The sequence below is a fragment of the Rhizobium sp. KNZ14-9A genome (assembly GCF_056755015.1).
The window spans coordinates 924,641-937,413 of the sequence record NZ_JBPGXB010000001.1; the positions used below are offsets into that span (position 1 = coordinate 924,641).

Consider the following 12,773-nt stretch of genomic DNA (forward strand, 5'->3'; position numbering starts at 1 on the left):
ATCATGGCCTCGACGGTACAATATGCACTCCCTTGGAGCCATAATGAATTATTCCTTTTGTCGTCGGTATTTTCTCACCGGTAGCCGGATCGACATAACTGCCGATAACCTTCCCAAAATCGACGCGTTCTTTTGAACCAGGTTGCCCTACCGGGACGTTGCCAACTTGCTGGCCGGTCCCAGCGTGCGCGTCAACCAGACCTTGAGGATCAGGATCATCCAGTTCACTTCTGCCCGGAGTATGATTATTATGGCCTGGGATATGCTTCCCTTGCTTCCCTTCCTCAATCTTGGGCGTTGTTCCGCCCCCCGACCCGCTTCCCTGGTTGTAGACGATAAGGACGCCTTTACCTGCGCTGTTGATCTGTCCAATGAAACTGCCAATTACATCAGGAGCAAGTGGTAAACCATCGGCTCCATAAGCAGACTCGACGGCCAATTTGCCATATGTTCCCGTCAAACCCAGTTGGATGATTGCTGATGTTTTGTCAGGATATTGGATGCTCAGGATCAGATAGCCGTTATCGATATTTCCGCTCAGTTCGCCTTTCAGTCCGCCGCCGAGTGAGATCGTCTTGCTGGTGAATTGCTCTCCGGAATTTGTGCCATAGAAATAGGCAACCAATCCCACCGCGATCGCTGCAGCTGCTGTTGACCAAGCACCCGCGAGAACCCTTGCGGTGTCCGAGGTGAGCGGGATAACCTCCGAATAGCCATACATGCTTTCAGACGTCTTGATCTGGCAAACGACGCCGCTGGCCTGTTTTGCGCATTCGGCCTGCTGCTTCTGAACTTCCGGATCACTGGCATACTGCTGAAGCTTATTGAGTGACTGCACGTCCTCCGCCGAGATTTTTCCGTCTTTCGCCATTTTGGCGAAGGCTTCGGAAAGCGCATCTGCGATGCTTTTGCCTGCATTGATCGCCGCCGTGACGCTCTGCACCGAGACATAGATATCCAGATCAATATGCTTGTCTCGCGTGATCTCATAAGCCTTGCCAGGATCGCGGTTGAGATCGTCGAGTGGTGCGGTGGCGGCGGATTGCTCCAAGGCCGCCTGCTTCTCCTCGTTACGAATGGTGACGGTGCCAGGACCGACGGTGGCGCGGACGGTCTGGCGCGTGTCATCGAGCTGATACGTGCCTTCGAGGGTGTTGTTTGCCGGCGGCGCACCGGGCAACTCTTTGCCGGGAATCTCGATGCCGATTTGGGCGCTAAAGCCCTCGTAGGCTTTCTGGCCGAGAAAATCACTATAGGTCAGGGTATCGGTCGAAAGCGCCAGGTCGCCGCTCTCGGAAATGATCTTGCCAGCCTGAAGATCGGTATTGCCGCCGACCTCGATATCCATCTTACCATTGGAAAGCAGGCCGGATTGTTCGTTGATCCAGTTCGTTGCACCCGAGCCGAGACCACCGCCGAATTGCAAGCCGGAGAGCTGAGTGGTCAAAGGCAGAAAGTTGCTTCCTACCACCCCGCTCAACGAGAAGCCGGCAGAGGCAGAGCTGTTGGCGCTGCTGCTGAGATCGGGAGTGGAAATGATGCTAAGATCACCGCCGATATCGGCCGTGATCGTGTCGCCGGAAACGACAGCGCCCTTGAGCGTCGTATCGTTGCCGGACGTGATCGTGATGTCGCCGCTACCGGTGACATGGCTGTTGATCTGCGTGACCGAATTCGTATCGGATTTCGACCTTCCCGCGCCGGCGCCACCGGTAACGCCAATGCCCAGGCCCTTCAGGCCGACGCCCGCGCTCACGCCGAAGTTGGCGTTCGCCGACTTGCTGTCACTCCCGGTCTCATTGGTCTCCTGGGCGCTTTCCAGCGTGATATTCTGGCCAGCTTTCAACGTGATATCGCCGAACTTGTCGTCGCCAACCAAAGCGGCAACGCCATAATCAGATCCTGCTGCTATCTGTGCGCCGTGCCCGGTTAGATCGCCAGAAATTGCTTCGATAGTGACTGATCGTCCAGCCTCCACGCTGGTGACGACGGGCGTAGAGGTGGACGCGGAGGCGCTGCTCTTTTCGTAGCTGAAGCCTGCTGTCAGCGATACGGACGCTATGTTGCCACCGTCTTTGGCGATGCTTGAGAGCTGCTGTAGCGCGTCATAGGCTTTAAGCGAAGCAAAGGCAGCATTGGCTGCTGTGTAGCCGTCCGAAATACCGGCGATCTTCTGCGCAGCGCCAGCAATGCTCTGACCTGCACTAACCAGCCCTGTCGAAACCGACAGCGTCACACCGGCAAAGAACTGTTCGTGCACGCTCTCGTAGTTCGACTTGTCTTCCGCGCTCAGCAGATTGACGTCGCGCTCCGCAGTGATCGCCACGTCGCGATCGGCTGAGACGTCGGCGGCCTGCAGGTTGGCGTCACGCGCGGCCTTGATGGTCAGGTCGTTTCCGGCGGAAAGGGTGGCCATCGCGTTGGTCTGAGAGCCTTGCTTCGTCGTGTCCGAGACGGAGGACACGCCGATGCCGACAGAGAAGCCACCGCTGCTCGAACCGAAGGAAATGCCAAAACCGGACCGTTTTTCCTTTTCTTCGGAAGAGGCGCTTTCGGCGCCTGGCGTTATGTTGACGTCGCGGGCGGCATCGAGCGTGATGTTCTGGTCGGCATAGATCTGTGAGCCGAGGATGTTGATGTCGATGTCGCGGGACTTGAGTGCGACATCCGTTCCGGCAGATAGCACCGATGCCACGTTAAGCTCTGAGGCCTGCTTGCCACTGTTCTGCTGGCTGCCGTAGATCGAAATGAAGCCGCCACCTCCGCCCACCCCGAAGCCGGACTTCTTGCGGGTGATCTCAAGCTCGTGTTGCTCGGAAGCGCCGATGACGGAGACACTTTCGCCCACAACGGAAATCGAGCCGTCGGCATAGGCTTGTGAACCGGCGATGACCGCCGCACCGCCGGCACTCAAGCTGATATTGCCAGATGCGCCGAGCCCGGAGCCAACCGTCGTCTCGTCGTAACTCTTGTAGCTGGACGAGCCCTTGGACAAGAAACCGCTGCGCGATGCCTTGTCGTCCTTGGCGCTGGTGTCCTTGCCGGAGGCGATGACGAGGTCTCCGCCAGTCGTGATGTTCAGGTTCGCCGTGCCGGCACTCTCCTCATTGCCGGCTTCGATCCCAGATGCAGAGATGACCGTATCCTTGCCGGACTCGATATCGACACCGCCACCGCCCGTGATGGCGGAGCCGATGGCCGTCGTGGTTTCCAGATGGCTTGTCGTCTTCTCGCTCTTGCCGAGGAAACCGCCCTTGATGCTCAGCCTGGTGTCGAGGGTCGCTGTGTCCGTGGCTTCGGCGATCGTCACGTCGCCATCGGCCTTGAGAGCCACCTTGCCGTCGGCGGCAAGCCTGCTACCAACGATGTTGAGGTCGTGATCGCCGCTGCCGTTGCCTGCCGTCACCGAGAGATCGCCGCCGGCCGATACTTCCGAGCCGACATGGGTGATCGACGAGGCGGATTTCTTGCCGAAGGTCGATGCGGAATGCTCCTGCGCGGCGGTGATGTTGATATCGTCACCGGCGGCAAGCGCGACATTGCCGTCGGCTTTAACGGAGGATCCGGAGAGCAGGACGTCGTCACCGGCCTTGATCGTCGCATTCGCACCAGCGGAAAGCTGCGACTGCTGCTGGTCGGTGGAGAGGGTCCTGGTGTAGCCGGATTGGTTGTCGCGGGCGACATCGGTCGACACGACGGCCACCGAGCCGTTGTCGGCGCTCACATCGAGCGCTGTGCCGGCATTTGCCGAACTGCCGATGATGTTGACGTTGTCGGTCGCCTTGATCGTCAATGCCTTGCCGGTGGCGACTTGGCTACCAGTCGCATTCTGCTGGCCTGCATTATCGGCCTTGGCGACATCCAGCGTCACATTTTTGCCGGTGAGCGAGGCATCGCCCGTGGCATTAACCTTGACGCCCTTGAGGGCGAGATCGGCCGTGCCGCCGGCAAGCTGCAGGTTGCCGCCTGCCGTCACACCGGCATTGGTGTTGACAAGGTTCTGGCCGCCGATCGTCATCGTCTGGGCTGCGAGCGCGATGCCATTGGTGGCATTGAGCGCTGTGTCGCCGCGCGACAAGAACGTACCGCTGCCCTGGATGGAGCTGCCGGAGACGGTAAGGCCGCCATTGGATGCAATCAGGCCGGAATTGTCGAGATTGCCGACATCCATATCGACTGAACCGCCCGCCATGGCGGCGCCGGCACCGGTCAGCTTCTCCCGGTCGGCAGCGGCAACATACACGACGGGCGCCAGCACCTGGACGCCGTCTACAGTCTGCCACTGGTAGAGGATGATCGACTTGGTGAGAGCCGCCGCCTGTTCCGGCGTCAGGCCCTGGCCGACCTCCAGATCGTGCGCCTGCGCATAGTCGGCGCCATTGTCGAGCAGCGTCTTCATCTGCTCGATGGCGTCACTACCGGCAAGGAAGGTGCTTCTGCCGAGCCCTTCGCCGACGAGTTGCCGCAGCTGCGTGTCGATCAGCTGGTTCTCGAAATAGGCATCACCGAGGAACGGAACCGTCGTCTCCGGCTGATAGCCGATGCGGTCCATGAAATAGCCGGAGCCATAGAAGGTACCGACATCGAGGAAATCGCCGCGGGTTTCGAACAGGAAGGTCTGATGGGGTATGTTGCCACCGACGCCGCCGGAGTTCGGGTTGGCGGGAGGTAGGAGGGCGGCACCGCCGAGGCCCGAATTGACATTGAACAGCGCGCCGCCGGCGGTCAGGCCTGACAGCGCCGAGAGCGGGTCACCGGGATTGCCTGCCGCCGCCACGCTGGCGCCGCCGGCCATCGAGCCGGCTGCAGACGTGTTGCTGACACTTCCGAAATTGACAGAGAGGGCGCCGCCCGCCTTGATGTTGGCCGATACACCGCCGATCGCCTCGACCGAGCTAACGATCGACGTGCCGTTGGCGATATTCTTCGAGGGATTGGCGTTGCCGTTGGCGTCATAGGCCGTGCATGCGCCCTGCGCGCTGCAGGTGGTCGTCGTCGTGCGAAAGAGGGTGATGCCGGTATTGTTGAGTGTCGAACCTTGCAGGTCAGCATTGCCGCCGACCTCGATCGAGCTGTAGGCATTGGTGAGATCGGTGGCGTCGATGGTGAGGTCGCCACTCGCTCGGATCGTCGCTTCCGGGCTGAGCGCGCCGACCAACCGGTCTTCGTAGACCGACTGGCTGAGGTGGGACGACCAATCCCAGGTATAGGTGGTGCTGGTGTCCGAGCCGCCGGAGTTTACCTCGTCGACGATGAAGTATCGCGACGGGTTGTTCGGATCGACGACAGGATTGCCGTTCGCGTCCTTTGGAACGCGGTCCATGATCCAGTCGAAGATCGGCTCGACCCTCGTCGGTCCGTTGCCCGATACCCACGTCCAAGCATGGTAGACCGTTCCATCCGCTAGCGTCGCCTTCGACCAGAGCAGCGGTTGATAGTCCTGCCACAAGCCAGGATCAACACCAGCATAGAGCTGGTACATGTTCTGATCGACCGTCTCGAGATAGCCGAAAGGCAAGCCGGCGGCGACGGGGTTGAGCGTGAAGCCGGCAACAACACCTGACGATACCAGCGTCCCTGTCGTCCATTGCGGCGTGGCGGCCCGCTGGTTGGTCAGATTGCTGGTCAGGATGGACATGTCGTTTCCAGCCTGGATCAGCCCGGAAACATTGGTGACCGCAGCATTTCTCTGTAACGCCGTCACCCCTGCAATCCTAAGATCGTTGCCTGCGATGATTGCGCCCTGATTGTTGGTGAGCACGCCGCCGACGAAGAGAGCGGCATCGTGGCCGGCGTAGGCAAGTCCAGTGGCGCTGTTGGTGAAGTTGCCGGAAATGTTGAAGGTGAGATCGTGGCCGGCGGCCAATTGTCCGGCATTGGTCAGCGACGGCAGGGTTAGGGTCAGGTCGTGGGCGGCGAGCAGCGCCGTGCTGTTTGACGTGGACAGGCCGCCGGCATTGATGTCGATATCGCCGGAACCGCCGGCATTGGTGACGGCATTGATCCTGGTGCCGCTGAGATCGGCAGCACCTGAGAGGTTAAGGGTCAGGCCTCCGAGAATGAGGCTGTTGTTGCTGAGATTTGCGCTATCGGCGTTAAGCGTCAGCGTCCCGCCGGCCGCGATGTTGCCCGCGCCGCCATTGGAGAGATCGATAGCGGTGGTGGTGAGTGTCAGGTTGCCCTTGGCGTTGGTCGGATTGCCGTAGCCAATCTGGCCGGAGGCGGAGAGATCGGCGTCGCCGAGGCTCAGCAGCTTGCTATAGGTGAGATTCCGGCTTGCATCGGCCGAAAGATCCCCGCTGCTCATCAGCGCATTGGAAACGGTGATCGAACCATTCGTGGCGAGAAGGCTCATATCGCCCGCAGGCTGCAGCACCAGTGCGGCATTGGCAGATTGGGCGGTGGCGGCAAGATCGACGCCAGAGGCGATCGTGGCGGCTGCGATCGAGCGGCCGGAAGCCGTCACGGTGCCCCCGGCCAGGACATCACCCGATATGGCGATGTCGGCGCCGGCGGAAAGCGTGAGATTGTTGTCGCTGACAAGCGAGGCTGCGGTGATCGCGCCCGATGTCGCAGTCATTGTCAGCACCCCGGCGCTCTTTACCGCACCGGCAATCTGGATGTCGCCCGAGGTGGTCGACAGGGTGAGCGCATCACCGGCAACCACGCTGCCGGCCGCAATATCGGCGGACGACGTCATCTGGACATTGGCGGCGCTGTTCACCTCGCCTGCGACACTCAACAATCCGCTGCCGGTGGACAGCAGGATGTCGTTATCGGCAGCGACGGTATCGAGGGTGATGCCCTGGTTCGCCTGAACGGCGACCTTTGCCTTCGAGGCGACCTTGGCGGCTGTCACCTTCGCCTTCGAGGAAATCGAAACGCCCTGCTGACCGGAGACATTGCCGAGCGAAATCTTGCCGTCGGCCGATAGTGACAGCTCGCCCGTATTCGCTGCCATGTCGCCGCGCATACGAACACCTGCGCCCCGCTCGGTCACGACCATCTTGATGCGACCGGCCTGCATGGCGCCAAGCGCCGAACCGTCAATCGCATATTCCGGCGTGCCTGATGTTGCGGCAAGCGGCGTGGCGTTGCCGGTGGCATAATCGAATTGATTGCGGCCGGCCGTGATGCGAAGGTCCCTGCCGTAAACAGGGCCGTTGACGGTGACTGCGCGCGAGACGATGTCGAAGAGGTCGACTGCGCCAGGCCCGGCGGCGAAGTTGCTGCCGTTCGGTCCGATGGTGACATCGCCGCCGTTGACCGTGAATCCCTTCAGCGCGCCGTCCGCGCTGATATCGGGGACGCCGGTGGTCAGCGTCGCATGCGGCGTGTTGATGAAGCCGCAGCCGTCGCAGGTGATGCCGTTCGGATTTGCGATGACGACATCGGCGCGCCCACCAAACACCTCGGTCGGCCCGTTCAACGCCGAGCGATTGCCGCTGGTAACTTCGTTGAGGATTACCGATGCCGGCCCCGACGTGTTGAGATTGGCATTGCCCGGCGTGACGCCACCAAGATTGGAGGTGCCGATCTCGCCCTTGAAGTTGTTGAGGATGAGGCCCGGCGTGCCGACGTTGAAGTTGTCGTATTTATTATGCGACAGGCCCCGGCTGTTCGGCGTGACGATGTCGATGAGCGGCACGCCGTTCGGCGCCGTGCCGACGCCCGGCTGGTTAGCCGCCGGCGCCGTGGTGCTTGCCGAGACCGACTGGGCATTGGCCAGCATCGGCTGAAACACGAGCAGACCGCTCAGCAGAAGAACGAGGGATTGCTGGGCGAAAGGTCGGAACCTGCGAACGGATCTTCTATCGGCACCGGCAACGTCATGTGTTGTCGCCGTCGATTTGCCTCGTTTATTGCCCATCGTGTGTTATCCGCCGCCCGCGTACGCGGGGGATAAATCCCGCCGCAGTTGTAATTTCTTACGATGACCGAGAACCATAGTCGTTGGTCCCGGTCAACTTCCGCCTGTGCTTGAGGTAAATGCAATCCAAACAAAATGAGTGCGATTTGGCACTGTCAGCAGTTGTCCCGCTCCATTACCAATGAGCCGATGCGCTGAAATAAAAGAGGCCGCCGTCGACATGGTCGAGGCTGCTTGCAACGATGTCGGAATAGCCGAGGTCGGCGCTGATATTGCCGCCGACGGTCCTGATGCCGACCGTCCAGCTGGCGAGATCGCCGCCCGTCATATCGAATCGTTTTTGCGCGTAGACGTGGCCGTAATCGAAGCCGAGATAGGGGCGCAATTCGCCGAATGCCTTGGCGGCCGCGCCGCCGCCTTGATTGGACCCCGTTCTCCAGACGATTTCGTTGTGGCTGAACATGCCGTTATTGCCGAAAAGCACGCTTTCGCGCGTGCCGCGGACATTGCTGTAGTTGCCCAGGGAGATCTGTTCGGCGCCGAGCAGATTGTCGGGGGAATATTGGCCGCTGATGAGCGACGTCAGCTCGAACTTCTGGCCGATGGCCTCAAATGGCTCCGTGGCGCTGACGGTGGCGTTGAATTTCGAAAAGCGCGGATCTGCGTCTCCGGCCCCGGGCTCTCCCGCCTTGACCGCATCGAAGAGGCCGAGCCCCTTGTCGTAGCTGACATCGAAGACCCAGACACCGCCGAGCATCCGCCTTGAATGGGAAATGCCGAGATCGCCGACCGTATAGCGGCGGCTGCCGACCTCGATCAGATTGCCGAGCAGGAAGTTGTTGGTCTGCTTGTAGGTCAGGCCGCTGCGGACAGTGGTGATCGAATCCTTGTCGCGGAAGATAACCCGGTCGATGCCGAGACCGGCTTGCCCGGAATTGCCGGAGGTTTCGAGCGTGCTGAAGTTTCCTTCGACGGCACTTTCATACTGGTACCAGGATCCGTTCAGCGAAACAGTGGAGTAACCGTAGGGAACGCTGACGCTGCCGGAATAGCTGTTGCCAAAACCTTTTCCGTCGTCGGTCCACGGATAGTCCGGGCCGCTATGTTCGTATGAAAAATTCCACTGATCGTTGATATCGAGCAGATCGTCAAAACCGAGCGACGCCGAGCTTCTGGAAAAACCGGTCGTTTCCTGGCCCATATTGTTGTTGCCGAAGGAGACGTGCCATGGACGGGCCGGATGGTTTTCGATGTTGAGGATGGAGGTTCCGTCCTTCGGGCCGGGCAGCATGGCGGATTTGGCGTCGTTGGCCTGCAGCCGGTTCATCTGGTCGAGCCCCTGCTCGATATCGCGGATATTGGCTACGCGGCCGATCAGGCCGGGAAAGGCGGTCGCCAGCGAAGTGTTACCGGCGACTTTTTGGCCGTTGAGATAGATGTCGGAAAGCGTGCCTTCGACGACGAGTAGTCGGAGGATCCTGGTCTTGGCGATATCCTGCTGCGGCACATAGGCTCTGGAGGTCACATAACCATGATCGATATAGAGATGCGTGACGTCTCTGAGCACCGCATTAATCTCGGAGAGGCCGACGCAGCGATTGCCGTAGGGCGCCGTCACTTTGCCGATCTCCTGCGCCGAGAGCAGCTTCGCCCCATCGATCTCGACCCGGGTGATGTCGAAGCAGGCGCCATTCCCGCCGCCGGTGGGCAAAGCGCCGTTTTCCGTCCCCGCGCTGCCGCCCGGTGTCGCGCGGCGAAGGGCATCCAGCCGCTGCGTCTGCGATTGCTCCTCCTGGCGGCGGTTGAAGTCGTCGGCCGGCGTTTGCGCGTGGGCGGGGGCGATCGCCACCGCGAGGGCAGCGCCGGCCACCAGAACGTATCGAATTTCTGTGGTCATGAGTGACATTCGGTCACTTCGCGGGAACGGACTGAAGTTGGTCGAGGGCCGGCTTCAGCCCTTTCAACGAGAAACGGATATTGACGTCCTGGCCGTTCATCAGCCACACCAGCCCTTCGGCGGAAGAGCCCTTCTTCAGCGCCGCAGCCGTCTTGGTATCGAGCACCAGCTGCGCCCAGCATCCGGTCTGGTTGCAATTGCGGTAATCGAGCTTGGCGACGGGTTTGCCGTCTGCCTTGATAGCCATGCCGGAGGGCAGGAAGACATTGAGCGGCAGGAGAGCCGTCAGCACCAGCCGCGACTTGCCCTTGTCGGCCGGCCCGGCCGGCGGCGCCGATATCGCCAGCGTCAGGACATTGACGGGCTTGCCATCTTTGGCGACTTGCGCGACCTGGGCGACTTCGCAGACCTCGGCGTCTCCAGACCCCGTGCAGCGATAATACCAGTCGTCGAATTTCTGCGACTTTATCGCCGGCGCCGCTTGCGCCGGGGTCTGTTCCGGACGAACGGGGGATTGCGCAAAAGACGAATTGGCCGAGGCAACGGATATCAGAACCGGGGCGATCATCTGAATGCCGCGGCTCATGCCGCTTTTCAAAAATTGTCTCATTGACAATGCAAAGAGTTCGATCAGGTGTGAGGCCATGTCGCTACAATTGATTTCGCCCGTGCTTGTCGCACGCCGGCAAATTATCGATGTCATGAAAAAAGCTCAGAGAGCGAGGCCAATCATCGGCTCGATAGCGTCATAGCAGAGTTCAGCGCTATACATCGAGAGGTAGTGCTTGCTTTGATCCGATTCACGCTCGTTTTCGGAGAGTTGTGTAGTTAGTGCAACACATGCGCTAACGTCTTGCGGTAGCCTGCACACGGAGCGTTGCCAATGGGAACGGCGCGAGTGAGCGCCGACAGGCTCGGCCTTAGCCGGCCGAGCGGTCCAGCACCGGGGTTCCCGACGACCAGTCCAGGTCCGGGCCAGTCCTTCCGAGACCAGGATATCGCCGAGGATTAGGCCATTTCGCACCAGAACCCGAAGGGTGCGGCCGTAGCCGTCCGTGTCGCGCCCCGGCCAAGCCTGAATTTCGAATGGACCCTGGTTGACCAGCTCAATCAATCGCTCGGTGGCGCGGTCGGCGAGAGCAAGTTCCGAGCGCATTCGGAACGATAGTTGGCTCGACTAAGGGCGGCTGGCTAATGGCTCGCTATAGATGGCGACATGGATCCCGATAAGCCGCCGCATATCCTGCACATCCTGAGCGGCATACCGCAGCCCCCGCATGCCATAGGTGAGCGTCAGGGCATAATCCTCGGGAGAAACGGGCATCGGCCAGTTTTTTATATTCGCTTGGAGGATCTCGACGACAGAGCCTGGAAGTTTCGATAGACTTGGCGGACGGCGGGAAAGCTGGGACGACATCGTCATCGTTCGCTATCGGAGCCTTTCGGATCTGCGCCGGATCACCGAAACCGCGCGCCACGCCGCGCCTCATCGTCTGGCAGCCATCGCGGCCTGGCGGTTCATCGCGACCCGTTCGTGAATTGCAGCTGTCTGCGGGCTGGTCCAAGCGGCAATTTCCGCGCTATTGGTGCGTCACGGCTTGTCGACGACATGCGATCCTGGACGGGCGCCATGACATGAAAGGCTGCGCATGGATTGGAACGACCTTCGTTATTTTCTGACTGTTGCGCGCACCGCGAGCCTCACCCAGACCGCGTCGGAACTCAAGGTCAGCCAATCCACGGTTAGCCGACGCATCGTCGAGCTTGAGGAAAATCTTGGTATAGCGCTCTTTCAGCGCCACCAGACCGGCTATTTCCTGACGGATGAGGGGAGGGAGGTGCTTCGCCACGCCGAGCGGGTCGAGGACAGCATCCTGGCGCTGGAGCGCGGCGCAGCCGGCCTCGACAAGGATCCAAGCGGCGTCGTGCGGCTTGCAACATCGGAAAATCTGGCGACCGATTTGATTATCCCCGCACTTCCGGCCTTTCGCGACCGTTATCCCGGCATTTGCCTCGAGATCATCACCAGCACGGTCGCCGCCGAACTCGGTCGGCGCGAAGCGGATATCGCGCTGCGCGTCGTTCGGCCGACGCGGGGCAATCTGACGGTCAGGAGTGTCGGCCATATGACCTATTCGGTCTATGGCAGCCGGGATTATCTCGACCGCCATCCCTGTATCGAGGGAGAACCACTCGGCGGCCGCCATTTCATCACCTGGGACGACAGCCATGCCTTCATGCCGGCCGCGGCCTGGCTGAAGCGGGAGCATCCCGGTTGCAAGATCGCCCTCGTCACCAGCAGCCTGCCCTCGCAAATCGTTGCCGTGCGGGCCGGTCTGGGCCTGGCCGTCATCCCCGACTTCCTGGCCGTTGGAGACGATCTCGTTCCGGTCGTTCCGTCGGAGCGGATGTTCAGCAACAAGGTCTGGCTGGTCACCCATGCCGATCTTGTGGCATCGGCGCGCGTGAGAGCGGTCGGGGATTTTCTGGCCGATCGGGTGATGCGCACCAATCTCGATCTCTCCAGACGCGCCCCCGCCGGCTGAGAGCCAGCCACGACGGCGGCGTGCCCGTATTGTCTGCATCAATCGGGCTGGAAGGCTTTCCAGAGCCCGTAGGAATCCTCGATGAAATTATAGGCGCTGACCTTCCCGTCGCGCACGGAGCAGATCGCCGCGAAGTCGCTCGCGAAGATCTTGCCCGTGCTGAGGATGCGATGCCGGAAATAGCCCGTCACGACGGCCGTATCGCCATTCTCGAAAATCCGCTCCACGTGAAAATCGAGCGGCTCGAAATGATCGGGGAAGAGCGCCATCCAGGCGCGCACTGCATCCTTCCCTTGGCGGATGCCGATCGTGGGAACGTCGGGCGCCCCCTGCACCTTCCAAACAACGTCGTCGGTCAGGCACTCGAGCGTCTTGTCCACATCTTTGCGGAAGAACGTATCGAGATAATGCTGGACGACTTGTCCGGCCGTCCTCTCCATTCCGTCTGTCATCTTGAAAT

Annotated in this window: 6 protein-coding genes; 1 reads left to right on the forward strand and 5 read right to left on the reverse strand. The window is 60.8% G+C overall.

Annotated features, from left to right (window positions below):
* Position 1 precedes the first annotated feature (1 nt).
* The 4 genes from ACR9ZQ_RS04840 to ACR9ZQ_RS04855 form a co-directional block, all read right to left on the reverse strand.
* Entirely contained in the window at positions 2–7,870 is a 7,869-nt protein-coding gene (locus ACR9ZQ_RS04840) for a hemagglutinin repeat-containing protein (RefSeq protein WP_481427056.1), read from the reverse strand.
* A gap of 175 nt (positions 7,871–8,045) precedes the next feature.
* Positions 8,046–9,767 carry a ShlB/FhaC/HecB family hemolysin secretion/activation protein gene (locus ACR9ZQ_RS04845; protein WP_481427057.1) on the reverse strand — a complete coding sequence of 574 codons (1,722 nt, stop codon included), beginning with the start codon at positions 9,765–9,767 and terminating at the stop codon, positions 8,046–8,048.
* Positions 9,768–9,780: 13 nt separating this feature from the next.
* Entirely contained in the window at positions 9,781–10,377 is a 597-nt protein-coding gene (locus tag ACR9ZQ_RS04850) for an invasion associated locus B family protein (protein ID WP_481427058.1), read from the reverse strand.
* Positions 10,378–10,944: 567 nt separating this feature from the next.
* Positions 10,945–11,190: a hypothetical protein gene (locus tag ACR9ZQ_RS04855; protein ID WP_481427059.1), complete on the reverse strand. Its 246-nt coding sequence runs from the start codon at positions 11,188–11,190 to the stop codon at positions 10,945–10,947.
* A gap of 226 nt (positions 11,191–11,416) precedes the next feature.
* Between ACR9ZQ_RS04855 and ACR9ZQ_RS04860 the strand changes: the two genes are divergently transcribed.
* Positions 11,417–12,313 (forward strand): LysR family transcriptional regulator, encoded by an 897-nt coding sequence (locus tag ACR9ZQ_RS04860; protein WP_481427060.1) that lies wholly within the window; start codon positions 11,417–11,419, stop codon positions 12,311–12,313.
* A 38-nt stretch (positions 12,314–12,351) separates the two neighbouring features.
* Here ACR9ZQ_RS04860 and ACR9ZQ_RS04865 read toward each other — a convergent pair whose 3' ends face one another.
* On the reverse strand, positions 12,352–12,765 hold the full coding sequence (locus ACR9ZQ_RS04865; RefSeq protein WP_477925000.1) for a nuclear transport factor 2 family protein: 414 nt from the start codon (positions 12,763–12,765) through the stop codon (positions 12,352–12,354).
* Positions 12,766–12,773: the final 8 nt, after the last annotated feature.